The 16,310-nt window shown below is 74.4% G+C and carries 13 protein-coding genes; 9 read left to right on the forward strand and 4 right to left on the reverse strand.

The window, feature by feature from the left end:
- Positions 1 to 10: 10 nt before the first annotated feature.
- Entirely contained in the window at positions 11 to 307 is a 297-nt protein-coding gene (locus ACFWU6_RS10960) for an STAS domain-containing protein (protein ID WP_383980456.1), read from the reverse strand.
- Positions 304 to 4,509, reverse strand: a complete 4,206-nt coding sequence (locus ACFWU6_RS10965; protein ID WP_383980458.1) for a SpoIIE family protein phosphatase — start codon at positions 4,507 to 4,509, stop codon at positions 304 to 306. Before ACFWU6_RS10965 ends, ACFWU6_RS10960 begins: the two co-directional genes overlap by 4 nt.
- Positions 4,510 to 4,871: 362 nt before the next feature.
- On the opposite strand from ACFWU6_RS10965, the gene ACFWU6_RS10970 reads away from it, so the two are divergent.
- Complete coding sequence (locus ACFWU6_RS10970) at positions 4,872 to 5,228, forward strand: STAS domain-containing protein (RefSeq protein WP_383980460.1); 357 nt, start codon at positions 4,872 to 4,874, stop codon at positions 5,226 to 5,228.
- Positions 5,229 to 5,350: 122 nt separating this feature from the next.
- Complete coding sequence (locus ACFWU6_RS10975; RefSeq protein ID WP_383980462.1) at positions 5,351 to 5,815, forward strand: DUF5709 domain-containing protein; 465 nt, start codon at positions 5,351 to 5,353, stop codon at positions 5,813 to 5,815.
- Between the two features lie 14 nt (positions 5,816 to 5,829).
- Here the strand turns inward: ACFWU6_RS10975 and ACFWU6_RS10980 are convergent, their stop codons facing one another.
- Positions 5,830 to 6,192: an STAS domain-containing protein gene (locus ACFWU6_RS10980; protein WP_383801050.1), complete on the reverse strand. Its 363-nt coding sequence runs from the start codon at positions 6,190 to 6,192 to the stop codon at positions 5,830 to 5,832.
- A 158-nt stretch (positions 6,193 to 6,350) separates the two neighbouring features.
- On the opposite strand from ACFWU6_RS10980, the gene ACFWU6_RS10985 reads away from it, so the two are divergent.
- From ACFWU6_RS10985 to araA, 7 genes are all read left to right on the forward strand, one after another.
- Positions 6,351 to 6,644, forward strand: coding sequence for a WhiB family transcriptional regulator (locus tag ACFWU6_RS10985; RefSeq protein ID WP_383980464.1), 294 nt, complete (start codon positions 6,351 to 6,353; stop codon positions 6,642 to 6,644).
- 530 nt (positions 6,645 to 7,174) lie between these two features.
- Complete coding sequence (locus ACFWU6_RS10990) at positions 7,175 to 7,702, forward strand: SigE family RNA polymerase sigma factor (protein ID WP_383801055.1); 528 nt, start codon at positions 7,175 to 7,177, stop codon at positions 7,700 to 7,702.
- Positions 7,699 to 8,577 (forward strand): hypothetical protein, encoded by an 879-nt coding sequence (locus tag ACFWU6_RS10995; protein WP_383980466.1) that lies wholly within the window; start codon positions 7,699 to 7,701, stop codon positions 8,575 to 8,577. The genes ACFWU6_RS10990 and ACFWU6_RS10995 overlap by 4 nt, the downstream gene beginning before the upstream one ends.
- Positions 8,578 to 8,856: 279 nt before the next feature.
- Complete coding sequence (locus tag ACFWU6_RS11000) at positions 8,857 to 9,888, forward strand: LacI family DNA-binding transcriptional regulator (RefSeq protein WP_383801061.1); 1,032 nt, start codon at positions 8,857 to 8,859, stop codon at positions 9,886 to 9,888.
- Between the two features lie 222 nt (positions 9,889 to 10,110).
- A complete protein-coding gene (locus tag ACFWU6_RS11005; protein WP_383980468.1) occupies positions 10,111 to 11,835 on the forward strand; it encodes a ribulokinase in 1,725 nt (574 codons plus the stop codon).
- Positions 11,836 to 11,842: 7 nt separating this feature from the next.
- Entirely contained in the window at positions 11,843 to 12,511 is a 669-nt protein-coding gene (locus ACFWU6_RS11010) for an L-ribulose-5-phosphate 4-epimerase (RefSeq protein ID WP_383980470.1), read from the forward strand.
- A gap of 11 nt (positions 12,512 to 12,522) precedes the next feature.
- On the forward strand, positions 12,523 to 14,028 hold the full coding sequence (gene araA, locus ACFWU6_RS11015; protein WP_383801069.1) for an L-arabinose isomerase: 1,506 nt from the start codon (positions 12,523 to 12,525) through the stop codon (positions 14,026 to 14,028).
- A 47-nt stretch (positions 14,029 to 14,075) separates the two neighbouring features.
- On the opposite strand, the gene ACFWU6_RS11020 is transcribed toward araA, so the two are convergent.
- On the reverse strand, positions 14,076 to 16,193 hold the full coding sequence (locus ACFWU6_RS11020; RefSeq protein WP_383980471.1) for a SpoIIE family protein phosphatase: 2,118 nt from the start codon (positions 16,191 to 16,193) through the stop codon (positions 14,076 to 14,078).
- Positions 16,194 to 16,310: the final 117 nt, after the last annotated feature.

The following is a 16,310-nucleotide window of genomic DNA, read 5'->3' on the forward strand; positions in this document are numbered from 1 at the left end:
CGGCCTGCGGTCAGCCCTCGATGCCGCGGACGGTGGCCAGCTCCGTGAGACCGGAGATCGTCAGGACCGGTGCCAGGAGCGGGGTGACGAGCAGCTCGATGCGCCGGGCGTGGGCGAACAGCGCGGTGACCCCCGCACTGTCGAGGTACTGCACCTCGGTGAGGTCCACGACCAGCGGGCCGCCCGGGTCGGCGGCGAGCGCGGTGGCGAAGGCCTCGACGTTGCTCATGTCGATCTCCCCGGCGGCGACCAGGACCGGTGTGCCGTCCGGGCTGCGGTCGGCCGTGAGGGTCAGGGGAGTGGTCATGGTGTGATCCTCGTCTGCATGGTGACGGTGGTGCCGGCGTCGCCGGGCGTGATGGTGACGTTCTGCATCAGGGCCCGCATGAGGCCCGTGCCGCGGCCCCGGTGGGCGTTGGCCTGGGGTTGCGGCACTTTCCAGCGGCCGGTGTCGGAGACCGACAGGCTCAGGTCGTCGGCGGTGGCCGCCGCCCGGAGCCGGATCTGCGCCCCCGGGTTGTGGCGGTGGCCGTGCTCGATGGCGTTCGCGCAGGCCTCCCCGGCCGCGACCAGCACGTTGTGCGCGGTCTGCGGGGGGAGGCCGCACCGCTCCAGCCAGGTCCGCAGCGCCCCTCGCACCGGCGCCAGTTGGGCCGATTCGGCGCGGAAGGAGAGGTCCAGCGGCCCGGGGTGGCGGTAGACGAGCAGGGCGACGTCGTCGTCGTAGCCGCCGGGGGGCGCGAGGGCGCTCATGAGGTGGGTGGCGAGCTCCTCCACCGGAAGGGCGCGCGCCGCGTGGACGGCCGTACCGGCCTCGTCCATGCCCGCGGTCAGTGGCCGGCGGCGGCGCTCGACCAGGCCGTCGGTGTACAGCAGGAGAGTGGACCGCGGCGGTACGGCGCAGACGGCCTCGGGCCGGGGGTGCCCGGGCCGGACCGCCAGGGGCGTCGAGCGCCCCTGTTCGAGCAGGTGGGTGCTGCCGTCGGGGCGGGAGAGGATGCCGGGCGGGTGGCCCGCGCTGGAGTACGTGAGGTGCCCGGTGGCCGGATCGAGGACGCCGCAGAAGACGGTCGTGCACAGGGCGCCGGGGAGCAGCGCGGCGAACCGGTCGAGCGCCACGAGGGTCTGCGCGGGGCCGGCGTCCTGGAGGAGCAGGGCGCGGCAGGCACTGCGCAGCTGCCCCATGACGGTCGCCGCGGTGAGACCGCGGCCGACGCAGTCCCCGACGACGATGCCGATGCGGCTGTCGGGCAGCGTGACGGTGTCGTACCAGTCGCCGCCGACCTCCAGGGGAGGGGTCGCGGGTTCGTAGCGGACGGCGAAGCCGCTCGGCAGGTGCGGGGGGCCGAGGATGGCGCGTTGTAGGGCGAGGGCCGTCCGGCGCTGCTGGTCGATCTGGTGCGCGCGGTGGAGCTGCTGGCCGAGGTGCCCGGCGAGCAGGGTGAGGAGGTGGCGGTCCTCGCCCGTGAAGGGCCGGCCCCGGGGCAGTTCGATCCACAGGGCGAGGCGGCCGTCGGGGTGGTCCACCGTGATCCCGGTGCCGCCGTCCCGGGCGAGGGGGGTGAGCAGGGGCTGCTCGTCGTGCAGGGCGGTGAGCCGGGCGCGCAGTGCGGGGGGAGCGTGCCCCCAGTCCGCCTCGTGTTCCCGGTCCGCCTCCGGGCCGGCGCCGGTCAGGGTCGGACGGCCCGCGTCGTCGAAGACGGCGGCCAGGGCGCGGGGGGCCTCCCACACGCGGGCCAGCTCTTCGAGGGCTCCGCGCAGCGCCTCGCCGGGATCCGCGGCCTCGGAGGTGCGCAGACTCACGGCGGCGAGGGCGGTCTCGCGCTGGACGGCGTAGTGCTCGGCGGTGACGTCGCGGAAGGTGCCCACGGTGACGCGGCGCCCGGTGTCGGGGTCCTCGACCTGGTTGAAGGAGGCGGCGACCCACAGGCGTCGGCCGTCACGGTGGACGACGGGGACCACGTGCGTGCCGCGAGCGGCTCCGAGCAGCGCGCTGAAGGCATCGGCCATCCGTCGGTGGCCGTCCGGGTCGGTGTCCGCGTCGGGCCACCACGGATGGGCGGGTGCGTACGGCACGCCTTCGGGCCCGTAGCCGAGGATCGCCGTGAAGGCGGTGTTGATCTCGATGACGGTCCCGTCCTCGGCGCAGACGAAGAAGGCCTCCTGAAGGGAGTCGATCAGGGCGGTGCGCCAACGGGCGTGGTGGTTGCGCAGCCGGGCCAGCTCGATGTTGGCCCGGACCCGGGCGAGGAGCTCGGCGGCTGAGAACGGCTTGACGAGGTAGTCGTCGGCGCCGGCCCGCAGGCCCTCGATGGAGGCCTCCTGGCCCGCGCGGGCCGACAGCAGCAGGACGGGGACCGCCGCGGTGCGCTGGTCCGCGCGCAGGGCGCCGACGAGCCGGAGGCCGTCGAGCCGCGGCATCATGACGTCGGTGACGAGGAGGTCGGGCGCCGCTCCCCGGACGGCGTCGAGGGCCTCGCGGCCGTCGGCGACCGCCGTGACCGCGTAACCGGCGCCGCGCAGCAGCCGGGTGAGGTACTCGCGCATGTCGGCGTTGTCGTCCGCGACGAGCACGGAGGCGGTCTGCGGGACGGTCGGCGGGTACGCGGGGGCGCCGGGGCCGTCGCCGGGTCCGCCGTCGGGTCCGCCGTCCGGGCCCCCGTCATAGAGGGCGGCTGCGGCGCCCTCGGGCGCGGCCTTCGCCGGCCGGGCGGGCAGCCACCGCAGGGCTTCCTGTACGAAGGGGTCGGCGGTGGCGGACACCGCGCCGTGGCCGCTGGGACTCAGCGCCTCGGCGGGCAGGTGCGCGGTACCGAAGGGCAGTTCGATGGTGAACCGCGTCCCGCCGCCCCCGCCGCTGTCGGCGGCGATGGTTCCGCCGTGCAGCCCCACCAGTTCCTTCACCAGGGCCAGGCCGATGCCGCTGCCCTCGTTGGAGCGGGAGCGCGCGTTCTCGATGCGGTGGAAGCGCTCGAACAGCAGCGGCAACTCGTGGGCGTCGACCCCGATGCCGGTGTCGGCGACGGTGACCACGGCGCGGTCGCCGTCGGCCCTCACGGCCAGCCGGACGGAGCCGTCGAAGGTGAACTTCAGGGCGTTGCTGAGGAGGTTGAGAACGACCTTCTCCCACATGCCGCGGTCGACGCAGACCGGCTCGGGCAGGGGGGGACAGTCGACCTCGAAGGAGAGCCCGGCCTGTTCCATCGCGGAGCGGAACACGCTGGCGAGCTCGGCGGTGACCGCGGCGAGGTCGACGGGCTCGTACCAGGCCTGCATGCGGCCGGCTTCGATGCGGGAGACGTCCAGCAGGGTGTTGACCAGTTTGCCCAGCCGCAGACCGTTGCGGTGGATGACGTCCAGTTCCTCCCGGGTCTGGGTGTCGGCGTCGGCCGCTCGGGCGCGCAGCTCGGCCAGCGGGCCCATGATCAGGGTGAGCGGAGTGCGGAACTCGTGGCTGATGTTGGAGAAGAAGGTGGTCTTGGCCCGGTCCAGCTCGGCGAGCTCCTCCGCTCGCTTCTGCTGGGCCTGGTAGGCGATGGCGGCATTGACCAGCGCGGCGGTCTGGCCCGCGACCAGCCGCAGGAAGGAGTGGTACGCCTCGTCCAGGCGGCGGCCCGCCCCGGCGGCCAGCACCATCACGCCGATGTTCTCCGCGCCGGCCTCGCCCGTCAGGGGCAGGACGACCGCCTGGGTCGGGGCGGTCGGCCAACCGCCGCGGGGCAGCGGGGGGAAGCGGTCGGCCACGTCGTCGACCACGGCGGGCGCTCCGGTGGCCAGCACCTCGGAAAGGGGCCAGCCGCCGGGACCCCCGGGGAGGGGGACGGGCCCTCCACCGGCCGTCGTGGCGGCCGTCGGTTCGAGCGTGTCGGTACCGGGGCGGCGCAGGTACACGGCGGTGTAGGGCACGTCCTGCTCCGCCTGCCCGAGGGCCCGGGCGGCGAGTTGGCACGCCTCCTGCGGGGTGCGGGCGGTCGCTGCCTGGGCGGCGAGGCCCTGCAGCGCCGCGAGGCGCCGCTCTCCGACCACGCGCTCGGTGGTGTCGCTGACGGCGGTGAAGACGCCGCGGACCGCGCCGGCGTCGTCGTGGAGGGGACTGTAGGAATACGTCCAGAACGTCTCCTCCAGGTACCCGTGCCGGATGAGCGGCAGCAGCAGGTCCTCCGACCAGGTCGCCTCGCCCGACTCCATCACCGAGCGCAGCATCGGGCCGATGATGTCCCAGATCTCCGACCACACCTGGTCACCCGGTTTGGCGGTGGCCGGGTGGTTGGTGCCGAGGAGGGGCAGGTAGGCGTCGTTGTAGAGGAACCGCAGCTCCTCGCCCCACCACACGATCATGGGGAAGCGCGAGGTCAGGCAGATCCGCACCGCCGTGCGGAGGCTGGCGGGCCAGTCGGCCGGGTCCCCCATCGGCGTGGCGTCCCAGGCGTGGGCGCGCATCCGCCGGGACATCTCGCTGCCCCCGGGGAACACCAGCTCCGCGGGCGGCCCGCCCTGTGCTGCGCTCATCCTCCACGCCCTCCGATCCCGCTGCGGGCGGACTCCGTCCGCCCCGAACCCCGGTGGGCGAGAGCCCGTTCCCGCCGTGGGACGGCGCTCCCCGGCGGGGGGCGCGCGTACGGCGGAGATCCGTAGGATAGGGCGAAAACCCTCCGGCCCGTACGGCCGCCCTCCCCTTCCCGTGCCCGGTCCGGGGGCCTGTCCGCCGACCGCGCCGGGCCGGGGCCCGAACCGGCGTCCGGCTGCGGTGTCGCGGTCGACGCGCGCGATAGTTCCGGCATCGAGGGTAGGAGCGGGAGGGACAACACCCTTCGGCCGCGCCGCCGTTGTCCCCGCACCCGACCCTGCCCGCCTCTGCCCCAGGACACACGATGAGCGATCGCATCCTGACCGTCGACGTCCGGTCGACTCCCGGTGCCCCCCACCTGCTCATCGTGGCCGGGGAACTCGACCAGTACAGCGCGCCGAGCCTGGGCGACGCCCTGAGTCGCATCCCCGCTGCCTTCGCACCGGGCCTGGTGCTCGACCTGAGCGGGCTCACGTACTGCGACTCCACCGGGATCACCGTGCTCGTCGGTGCGTACCGGCGGGCGGAGGCCGGCGGGACCCGGATGGCCATCGCGGGGCTCAACGCCCACCTGACCCGGGTGTTCGGCACGGTGGGCCTGGACCAGCTCTTCTCCCTCCGGCCCACGGTGGCGGACGCGGTGCGTACGGTCACCGTCTGACCCCGGCACGTCCGAAGCCGGCACGTCCGAAGCGCGGCCGGGTGCGTGATCCGCCGATTTCCGGGGAGGCGCCCAGGGAAGCCGCTGCGCACCGGGCGGGGCGACGAGGAGAGGACGTGTCCATGAGTGAATCCGATGCCCGAGGCGACGACGTCTACCAGCCCCAGCCCGAGGACGAGCCGTCCGAGGGGCAGCCGGACATGGACGACAGCCTGAGCGGGCCCGATACCGACGCCATCCTGGACCAGGGCTACTCGCCGCCCGAGCGGCCCTACGCGAGTGACCGCCGGGCCACCACCGGCGAGGAGCAGCAGCAGGGCGAGAGCCTCGACGACCGGCTCGCCCGCGAGGTCCCGGATCTGGAGGCCCCGGCGGGGGACGGCATCGGAGACCTGGTCGACGGGGACGGCGAGCCCGTCGACCCGCAGGTGGGCACCGCACGAGCGGGGCGGCTGGCCGCCACGACCGACTTCCCGCACGAGAACAACGTGCTCGCCCAGGACGTCGGCATCGACGCCGGAGCCGCGTCCGCCGAGGAGGCGGCCGTGCACGTCATCGAGGACGAGGAGGACGCGCAGCGGCCGTGAACAGGCCCCTCGGGTCAGGTCTGGAGCGTGGCGGTGGCGAGGTCGGGGTACACGGTGACGACCTGGTCCGCGCCCGTCAGCGCCAGCAGGCGGGCGAGCTGGTGCGAGGGCCTGGCGATCCGCAGGTCGGTGAGGCGGCGCACCCGCAGCAGGACGTTGAGGCAGGTCGAGTCCGCGAACGTGACGCCGGCCGCGTCCAGGATCACGATGTGGTGGGAGGCCGCGGCCTGGCTCAGCGTCGCCTCCAGGGGTGGGAGCGTGTCGAGGTCCAGCTCACCGCGTGCCTCGACCACCCAGGCCGCTCCCGACGCGTGCTGGTAGCCCAGGGGGCCGGCTCCCGCCTCGGATGCTGCCGTGCCGTTCAGTTCTTCGCCCATGGCAGCGAGCATGCCCGATGATCATGAGATGGGCCAGACCCGCTCCCGTCCGGGGTCGGCCGACGGCCCTTCCCACGTTTCGAACAGGTCTGCGCGGCCAGACGTTGCCCTAGGAGATGCGTTCGATCATCAGGCTCACATCCGGCTGTAGGAGAGCAATGGGGACGGCGAAGGTGTCACACCTGCCCGGGAGGGCGGAACACCACTGGATCTGGCAGGCGGAGGCCGCGTGCCGCGGCGTGGGACCGGAAGTGTTCTTCCCTCCCGTGGGCGTGCGGGGGCAGGAGCGCGAGGCGCGCGAGGAAGCCGCCAAGGCGCTGTGCGCCGTGTGCCCCGTACGCGCGCGCTGCCTGGAGCACGCGCTGCGCGTGGCCGAGCCCTACGGCGTCTGGGGCGGGCTGACGGAGAAGGAGCGCCAGGCGGCCACCGGCTCCGACGCGGCGGCAGCCTAGAGCGGTGACCGGAAGGGCTTGCCGGGGCGCGGTGTCCGGTGCGGTGGATCGCAGGGCGGAGGGCCGCGGCTCGTACTGGGCGTACTCGCGGGTCCGACAACGCGGCGAGGTGCCGTGCCGGGCGCCGCGACCCGGTGAATCGTTCCGGTCGCAGCACTGGAGCTCCCCCCGAGCGGGCCGGGGCGACGGTGCTGGAGCCGCGCGGGCCCGCCGCCATCCGGAAGGGCGGGAGGCCGGGCGGGCCGCGCAGCGGCTCTCACGCCGCGGGCGCGCCGGGCCGGTCGCGGGTGGAGCGGCGGAGGCCGCCGCCGCCCGAGGCGGTCGGGTCGATCGCGACCGGCTCGACGTGCCGCCCGGGGAAGCGCTCCCGGAGGACGGCGCGGGCCCGGCCGTCGGCGGAACAACCGGCCGCAGCCCGCCCCGGACCCGGCCGGGGGAGGGAGGTGTCCGAACGGACGGTCGAACGGACTGCTACGCTCCGGCACCTGCCCGAGACCGCCCCCGTCGCACCGAGAGGCCGTACCGAGGCCATGACCGAACACGAGGCGGCCGCGGCTTTCCACGCGTTCTTCGAACGCCACCACGCCGAACTCTCCCGTCTGGCGTACCTGCTGACCGGAGAGGCGGACGCTGCGGACGACCTCGCCGCGGACGCGATGGTCGCGCTCTGGCACCGCTGGGACAGGGTCCGCCGCGCCGATTCGGCGGCTGCCTACGCCCGCGGAGTCGTCGCCAACCTCGCCCGCAGCCGGATGCGGAGCACGCTGCGCGAGCGGCGCCGCGTCCTGCTGTTCTGGTCGCGCCGCCCCGAGCGGACCGACGGGCCGGACACGGCCGCCGTGTTGGACGTGCGGGCCGCTCTGGACACGCTGCCGTTCCGCAAACGCGCCTGCGTGGTACTGCGGTACGCCTTCGACCTCTCGGAGAGGGACACGGCGGCGGCGCTCGGGATATCGGTGGGTACGGTAAAGAGCCAGACCTCGAAGGGGACGGCGGAACTGCAGCGGCTGCTCGGTGCCCGGGCCGCCGACGAACTGGTGGGGAGGGGGAGCCGATGACCGACGAACTGCGCGGCCGGCTGCGCGAGAGTGCCGAAGCCCACCGGCCCGACCGGGCACGCATGCTGGCGCGGGTCGAGCGCGGCGCGGTCCGTCCCGACGCCGGACGCCGCCCGCGGGACCGCGCACGCGTCCGCTTCCTGTCCTGGCCGAAGACCGCCCTCGCGACGCTGGCGACCGCCGGCACCCTGGCCGTGAGCGCCCTCGCGGTGGTGGCCGTCGTGCACACCCCTGACCCGCCGCGGAACCCGACGGCCGCGGCCCCGTCGGGCGCCCCGTCCGCAGCGGCCCCGTCCGCCGCTCCGTCCGCAACGGCTCCGTCGGCCGCCGCTCCGTCCGCGGGCGCTCCGTCCGCGACGACCCCGTCCCCAGGCGCTCCGTCCGCTGCCGTCCCGTCCGCCTCCGCTCCGCCCGCCTCCAGCCCGTCCGCCCCCGCTCCGTCCGCGCCCGCCCGCACGGCGCAGCCGATGGAGGGCAGCCGGACCGAGGACGGTCCGCTCCGGGCCGACGGCTCGGTCGATCCCCACAGCAACGCCTACTGGGCACAGAGCAACGTCACCCTCACCACGCGGAAACCGCTCTCCAGCCTCGTCGTCGAGCTGCGCATCGCCCTCACCGAGGGGGTGAAGGACACCGGCAGCTGGCGGACCCGGCCCGCCGCGGACTTCGACGTCTCCGCCCGCCGGGAAGGCGGCTTCCTCGTCTACCGGTGGACCCTCAAACCCGGCAGGACCGTCCCGTCCGGCGAACACGTCTTCGCGGGCCAGTACGACCACGCCGCCGGCGGGCGCGATGCGAAGGGCGACAGGTACCGGATCGACGCCGCCGCCGGTCCCGCGGAGCCCCCAGCCGCCGTGTGGGGCGGGTTCGCGTAGGGCGCGCACGCGTCCGCGCCCCCGCCGGGCCGGGGTCCCGCCGGCGGCGACGGAGATCGGCGGCCCGGTCCCCGGCCCGGCTCTCCGGGCCGCACCCGGGCATCGGCGGGCCCTGTGATCGTGAACACTTACACTCACCCACGTGGCGCCCCTGTGCAGGCACCACCGCGCATCCGGTCCGCGCACCGGAGTCCGGGCCGGCTGCCGCGGGCTCCGCCGACGAGAGGGCTCCCCGTGGGAACGGCACGAACGGAACAACCTGAACCGCGCCAGCCCGTGATGGCCGACGTCGCCCGCGTTGCCGGGGTGTCGCACCAGACGGTGTCGCGGGTGCTCAACGGCGCACCGCACGTTCGCCCCGGCACACGTGAGCGGGTGCTCGCCGCGATCCGCGAGCTGGACTACCGCCCCAACGTGGCGGCCCGGGCCCTGGTCACCCGCCGGTCCCAGACGCTCGGCGTGGTCAGTTTCGGCAGTGCGCTCTACGGTCCGGCCTCCATGCTCGACGGCATCGAGCAGGCCGCGCGCAGTGCGGGCTACTTCGTCAGCGTGGCGAGCATCCGGTCCCTGGACGCGCGCGCGGTGCAGGAGGCCGTGGACCGGCTCAGGGACCAGGGCGTCGAGGGCATCGTGGTGATCGCGCCGCAGACCCCGGCGGTACGCGCGATCGCCCGGCTGTCCACGGCAGTCCCCGTGGTGGCCGTCGGGTCGGGCAGCGGGTCGCGCGTGCCCACGGTCTCGGTCGACAACGAGGCGGGCGCCCAGGCCGTCACCCGGCACCTGCTCGACCTCGGCCACACCACGGTCCACCACATCTCCGGCCCGCCGGGCTGGCTGGAGACCACGGCCCGGCAGGCCGGGTGGCGCAGGGCCCTCGAGGAGGCGGGCGCCCCGGTGCCCGAGGTCCATCCGGGGGACTGGAGTGCCCGCGGCGGTTACGAGGCCGGCCTGCGGATCGCCGGGGACCGCACCGTCTCCGCGGTGTTCTGCGCGAACGACCAGCTGGCGCTGGGCCTGCTGCGCGCGCTGCACGAAGCGGGCCGGGCGATCCCCGGGGACATCAGCGTGGTCGGTTTCGACGACATCTCCGAAGCCGCGTACTTCGCCCCGCCGTTGACGACGGTCCGGCAGGACTTCGGCGAACTGGGCCGGCGTGCGCTGGAACTGCTGGTCGACGAGTTGACCGGGGACGAGCGCGCCACGGGTGGGCGGGGCGGGGAGCACGGCGGTGCGCCGGAGGCCCCCAGCAGGCACGTCCTGGTACCCACGGAGATCGTCTTGCGCCGCAGCACGGGCCGCGCGCCCCGGTAGGTCCGCGGAAGCCGATGCGTCCGCGCAGGTCAGCGGGGGCAAGGAGCTTCCGGTGCAACCGGGGGCATGAGGTCAAGATTGGGTAACGCTGCATGCCGGGCCTCTTGTGGACGTGGATTGTTAACGCTCACAATCTGAGCGCAAGGCCGCCCCGCGGGCAGCCGACCCCCGCCGCCCGGGGTGCGCCCCGGGAGCGCTGGGCTACGTACGAAGGATGTGAACGTGACCCCGTCCCGTCCCCCAGCCGCTCCGGACGCCGTGCGCTGTGTCGTCGGCGTCGACTTCGGCTCCCTGTCCGGCCGCGCGGTGGTGGTCCGCGTACACGACGGAGAGGAGCTCGGCTCCGCCGTCCACACCTACCGCCACGGCGTCATCGACCGTGAACTGCCCACCACCGGGGCCGCCCTGCCGCCCGACTGGGCACTCCAGCACCCCGACGACTGGCGCGAGGTGCTGCGCACCGCCGTCCCGGAGGCCCTCGCCTCCGCGGGCGTGGACCCGGCGCTCGTCATCGGTGTGGCGACCGCCTTCACCGCCTGCACGGTCCTGCCGGTACGGCGCGACGGGCAGCCGCTCTCGGAGACCGGGCTGGGCGACCGCCCCCATGCCTGGCCCAAGCTCTGGAAGCACCACGCCGCCCAGGGCCAGGCGGACCGGATCAACCACCTCGCCCACCTGCGCGCCGAGAAGTGGATCACCCGCTACGGCGGGAGGATCTCCGCCGAATGGCAGTTCGCGAAGGCGCTGCAGGTGCTGGAGGAGGACCCCGAGACGTACGCGGCGACCGAGCGCTGGATCGAAGCGGCCGACTGGATCGTCTGGCAGCTCACGGGCACCGAGACCCGCAACACGTGCACCGCCGGCTACAAGGGCATCCACCAGGACGGCAGGTACCCCGACGAGGACTACCTCGCCGCCCTGCACCCGGACTTCGGGGACTTCGCCCGCACCCGCCTGGAGCATCCGCTCTCCCCGCTGGGCTCCCGGGCCGGCTCGCTCACCGCGCGGGCCGCCGCGTGGACGGGCCTGCCCGAGGGCATCGCGGTCGCCGTCGGCAACGTCGACGCCCACGTCGCGGCCGCCGCCGCCCAGGCCGTCGAGAACGGCCGGCTGCTCGCCGTCATGGGCACGTCCACCTGCCACGTGGTGAACGGCGCCGCGCTCGCCGACGTCCCCGGCATCTGCGGCGTCGTGGACGGCGGGATCGTCGACGGAGCGTACGGCTACGAGGCCGGACAGAGCGCGGTCGGAGACATCTTCGCCTGGTGGCTCGCCCAGGGCGTCCCGGCCGACTACCGGGCCGAGGCCGACGCCCGCGGCGAGGACCTGCACCAGGCGCTGACCCGCAAGTGCGCCGACCAGCCCGTCGGCGGCCACGGACTGGTCGCCCTCGACTGGATGAACGGCAACCGCTCCCCCCTGGTCGACCACCACCTCTCCGGCGTCATCGTCGGCCTCACCCTGGCGACGAGGCCCGAGGACGTCTACCGCGCCCTGCTGGAAGCCACCGCCTTCGGCACCCGCACCATCGTCGACGCCCTGGACGCGGGCGGCGTACCGGTGCACGAGTTCGTCGTCACCGGCGGTCTGAAGAAGAACGCCCTGCTGATGCAGATCCACGCCGACGTGCTCCGCCGCCCGGTGTCCCTCGCCGCCTCCGCCCAGGGCCCGGCCCTCGGCGCCGCCATCCACGCGGCCGTCGCCGCCGGCGCACACCCGGACGTGCGGACCGCCGCGGCGGCCATGGGCCGCGTCCAGCGGGCCACCTACCTGCCGGACCCCGCCCGAGCCGATGCCTACGACGCGCTGTACGCCGAGTACCGCGCCCTGCACGACCACTTCGGCGCCGGCCCCGACAAGCAGCTGCACCGGCTGCGTGCCCTGCGCAACGCCGCCCTCGCCGCTCCGGCCACGACCACCCGGACCGCCCCGACCGAGAGGCCCTGAACCGCTCATGACGTCACCGATCGAGCAGCTGCGCCGCGAGGTCAGCGACCTGCACCAGGAACTGGTCCGCTACGGCCTCGTCGTCTGGACGGCCGGGAACGTGTCCGCCCGCGTACCGGGCGAGGACCTCATAGTGATCAAACCCAGCGGCGTCCCCTACGAGGACCTGGCCCCCGAGGGCATGATCGTCTGCGACCTCGACGGGAACGTGGTCGAGGGAGACCGCGCCCCCTCCTCCGACACCGCCGCGCACGCCTACGTCTACCGGCACATGCCGCAGGTCTCCGGCGTGGTGCACACCCATTCCACCTACGCCTGCGCCTGGGCGGCCCGCGGCGAGGCCGTCCCCTGCGTGCTGACCGCCATGGCCGACGAGTTCGGAGCGGAGATCCCCGTCGGCCCCTTCGCGCTGATCGGGGACGACTCCATCGGCCGGGGCATCGTCGAGACGCTGCGCGGCCACCGCTCGCCCGCCGTCCTGATGCAGAGCCACGGAGTCTTCACCGTCGGCAAGGACGCCCGGGCAGCGGTCAAGGCCGCCGTGATGTGCGAGGACGTCGCCCGCACGGTCCACATCTCACGCCAGCTGGGGGAGCCGCTGCCCCTGGCACAGAGCGACATCGACGCACTGAACCACCGCTACCAGAACGTGTACGGCCAGCCGGCCGACCGGTGAGGAGCTCTCCCGTGGCAACACCCGAAGAACGCGAAGTGTGGTTCCTGACCGGCAGCCAGTCCCTCTACGGGGACGAGACCCTCCAGCAGGTGGCACGGCAGTCCCGGCAGATCGCCGACACCCTCCAGGACGCCCCCGGCGCACCTGTCCGGATCGTCTGGAAGCCCGTCCTCACCGACGCCGCAGCGATCCGCCGCATCTGCCTGGAGGCGAACTCCGACGACGCCTGCATCGGCCTCATCGCCTGGATGCACACCTTCTCCCCGGCCAAGATGTGGATCGCCGGCCTCGACGCGCTGCGCAAGCCGCTGCTGCACCTGCACACCCAGGCCGACGTGGCCCTGCCCTGGTCGTCCATCGACATGGACTTCATGAACCTCAACCAAGCGGCGCACGGAGACCGGGAGTTCGGCTACATCCAGTCCCGCATCGGTGTCACCCGCAAGACGGTGGCGGGCCACGTCAGCGACCCCTCCGTGGCCGCCCGCATCGCCGCGTGGGCCCGGGCGGCGGCGGGGCGGGCCGAGCTGCGCGGCCTCAGGCTGGCCCGCTTCGGCGACAACATGCGCGATGTCGCCGTCACCGAGGGCGACAAGGTGGAGGCGCAGCTGCGCTTCGGCGTCTCCGTCAACACCTACGGGGTCAACGACCTCGTCGAGGCCGTCGACGCCGCCGCGGACGCCGACGTCACCGAACTGGTCAAGGAGTACGAGGACACCTACCGGGTGGCGCCCGCGCTGCGGGCCGGCGGGGACCGCCACGCCTCGCTGCGCTACGCGGCGCGCATCGAGCTGGGCCTGCGCGCCTTCCTCACCGCCGGCGGCTTCCGTGCCTTCACCACCAACTTCGAGGACCTCGGGGGCCTGCGCCAGCTGCCGGGACTGGCCGTGCAGCGGCTGATGGCCGACGGGTACGGCTTCGGCGGCGAGGGCGACTGGAAGACCTCGGTCCTGCTGCGCACGCTCAAAGTGGCGTCCGAGGGGCTGCCGGGCGGCGTGTCCTTCATGGAGGACTACACCTACCACCTGGAGCCGGGCGCGGAACTGATCCTCGGCGCGCACATGCTGGAGGTCTGCCCGACGATCGCGGCCGCAGTCCCCTCCTGCGAGATCCACCCGCTGGGGATCGGCGGCCGGGAGGACCCCGTCCGCCTGGTCTTCGACGCGCACACCGGCCCGGCAGTGGTCGTCGGACTCGCCGACATGGGCGACCGGTTCCGCCTGGTCGCCAACGCGATCGACGTGGTCGAGCCCGCCGAACCCCTGCCCAACCTGCCGGTGGCCCGCGCCGTGTGGCGGCCCCGGCCGGACCTGCGGACCTCGGCCGAGGCCTGGCTGATCGCCGGAGCCCCGCACCACACCGTGCTGTCCAGCGCCGTGGGGACCGAGGAACTGGGCGATCTCGCCGACATGCTCGGCACGGAACTGCTGGTCATCGACGGCGACACCGGAATCCGCCGGTTCACCCAGGAGATCCGCTGGAACCAGGCCTACCACCGGCTGGCGCAGGGATTCTGACGGCGCGGGTCCGCGCCCGTGGCCGTCCGGGCGCGGCGGCGCGGACCTCAGCCGTCCCCGAGGAGCTGTTCCGTCCAGATGGTCTTGCCGACCGCCGTGTACCTGCTGCCCCAGCGGTGGGTGAGCTGGGCGACGAGGAACAGGCCGCGGCCGCCCTCGTCGGTGGGCTGCGCCCGGCGCAGGTGCGGCTGCGTGTGGCTCGGGTCGGCGACCTCGCAGGTCAGCACACGGTCCTTGATCAGCCGCAGGCCGACCGGGCCGCCCGCGTAGCGGATGGAATTCGTGACCAGCTCGCTGACGATCAGCTCCGTGGTGAAGACCAGGTCCTCCAGCCCCCAGGCGGCCAGCTGGTCCGAGACGAGCGTGCGTGCCCGCCCGACGAGGGAGGGGTCGGCGGCCAGCTCCCATGCGGCGGTGGCATCCGCCGACACCTCCCGGACCCGTGCCACGAGCAGTGCGAGACTGTCGTGCGTCGGCTCGCCCGCCAGGGCGTCCAGGATGCCGCGGCCGATCTCGGTGACCGCGAGCCCGCTCGCGGCGCCGTCCCGCACGCCCGCCAGGACCGCCTCCCAGCGTCGCTCCGCCCGGCCGGTTCCCTCGGCGAGCGCTCCGCCGTAGAAGGCCAGTACGTCGCCGGGCCCCAGGCACAGTTCCGTCGGTTCGAACGGCTGCCCGCCGGTGCCCAGGACCGGACCGGGGCGGTAGGCCACCGGACCGCTCCCGGCCCGTCCCGTGGCCGCCAGCACGGGGGGCGGGTGGCCGGCGCCGGCCACCACGCAGGTGCGGGACACCGGGTCGTAGGTGGCGTAGAGGCAGGTGGCGCCGGTCAGCGCGCTCGGCGCGTCCGCGTCCGGCTCCTGGCGGTCATCGTCCTCGATGAAGCGCACCACGAGGTCGTCGAGGTGCGCCAGCAGCTCGTCCGGACTGAGGTCGAGATCGGCCAGGGTCTGTACGGCCGACCGCAGACGCCCCATGGCGGCCGTCGCGTTGAGGCCGTGACCGGCCACCGTGCCCACGACGAACGCGAGCCGCGTCGAAGGGAGTTGGATGACATCGAACCAGCTGCCCCCGACGGCCGGGGTCATGGTGGCGGGCACGAGGACCCCGGAGGTCTCCGCCCCGGTGACGTCCATGACCGGCCTGGGCAGGAGACTGCGCTGCAGGGCCTCCGCGGTACGGCGCTCACGGGTGAAGCGGCGCGCGTTGTCCATGCTCAGCGAGGCCCGGGAGCCGATCTCCTCGGCGAGGACCGCGTCCTCCTGGTCGAACGGGCGGCGGTCCGCCGTGCGCCACAGGACCAGCGCGCCGAGGACCGCGCCGCGCGCCCGCAGCGGGATCAGCATGAGGGAGTCGGCCTGGGGCGGAAGGATCAGCCGCGAGCGCTCCTCCTCGCCCGAGAGCACCGCGCGGAGCTCGGTCAGGTCGGGGAGGAAGACCGCCGAGCCCTCGCGCAGGTGGCTGCTCTCGACGCTCCGCAGCCGGATCGTGTCGCCCACCGGGTGGTTCTCGGGCGGCCACCGTCCGTCCCCGGCCCGTACGGCGACGCGCCGCATCGGCGCTCCGGTGACCAGCTCTCCGGGCTCCTCGCCGAGCAGTACCGGTGCGGTGAGGTCGACGGCCGCCAGGTCGGCGAACGCGGGGACGAGGAGCCTGGTCAGCTGCTCGGCGTCGCCCACCATGTCGAGGGAGCTGCCGATCTCCGCGGCGGCCGCGTTGAGCAGCGCCAGCCGCTCGGCCGCGCGCTGGTCCGCAGGCGGCAGGGGCGGCGACCGGCGGACGTCACCGGCTGCGGTGACCGGGACGGTGTGGTCCGGATCGGCGGCACGCAGGCGCAGCAGGAAGCGCGCCGACGAACCCTTCAGGAGGGCGATGACGTCCACGTCGGCGTCCAGCCGGCCGCCGTCCGGCCGCCGCAGCCGCGCGCGGGCGCCGCGCCGGGCACCTCCGACGGCTCCGGCGATCAGCCGGGCCCACAGGCCGGGATCCTCGAAGAGCAGCTCCGCGTCCAGCCGCTCGTGACCGGGACCACCGATGGCGTCGGGAGTGCCCAGGAGCGTCGCCGCCGCGCGGGTGCCCGTCAAGACCCCGCCGGAGGCGTCGAGGAGCAGGACAGCCGTGGGGAAGTCCGCTGCTGCGACGCGTTCTCCCGGGCCGTTGTCGCTCACGCGTGTCTCACTCCGGCAGGATCGAGGGCGCTCCTGATCTCATTGAACACCTCGCTCGCACAGGGCGCGCGCCGGTGCCGCACACCGTGCGGGCGCGGCCGCCGACGCCCCCGGGGG

It is taken from the genome of Streptomyces sp. NPDC058674, from assembly GCF_042716505.1.
Classification (GTDB): domain Bacteria; phylum Actinomycetota; class Actinomycetes; order Streptomycetales; family Streptomycetaceae; genus Streptomyces.

Bases quoted from the DNA above. Each gene is read 5' to 3' on its own strand.
- ACFWU6_RS10960 (WP_383980456.1), bottom strand. From the start codon at position 307: ATGACCACTCCCCTGACCCTCACGGCCGACCGCAGCCCGGACGGCACA.
- ACFWU6_RS10965 (WP_383980458.1), bottom strand. From the start codon at position 4,509: ATGAGCGCAGCACAGGGCGGGCCGCCCGCGGAGCTGGTGTTCCCCGGG.
- ACFWU6_RS10970 (WP_383980460.1), top strand. From the start codon at position 4,872: ATGAGCGATCGCATCCTGACCGTCGACGTCCGGTCGACTCCCGGTGCC.
- ACFWU6_RS10975 (WP_383980462.1), top strand. From the start codon at position 5,351: ATGAGTGAATCCGATGCCCGAGGCGACGACGTCTACCAGCCCCAGCCC.
- ACFWU6_RS10980 (WP_383801050.1), bottom strand. From the start codon at position 6,192: ATGGGCGAAGAACTGAACGGCACGGCAGCATCCGAGGCGGGAGCCGGC.
- ACFWU6_RS10985 (WP_383980464.1), top strand. From the start codon at position 6,351: ATGGGGACGGCGAAGGTGTCACACCTGCCCGGGAGGGCGGAACACCAC.
- ACFWU6_RS10990 (WP_383801055.1), top strand. From the start codon at position 7,175: ATGACCGAACACGAGGCGGCCGCGGCTTTCCACGCGTTCTTCGAACGC.
- ACFWU6_RS10995 (WP_383980466.1), top strand. From the start codon at position 7,699: ATGACCGACGAACTGCGCGGCCGGCTGCGCGAGAGTGCCGAAGCCCAC.
- ACFWU6_RS11000 (WP_383801061.1), top strand. From the start codon at position 8,857: ATGGCCGACGTCGCCCGCGTTGCCGGGGTGTCGCACCAGACGGTGTCG.
- ACFWU6_RS11010 (WP_383980470.1), top strand. From the start codon at position 11,843: ATGACGTCACCGATCGAGCAGCTGCGCCGCGAGGTCAGCGACCTGCAC.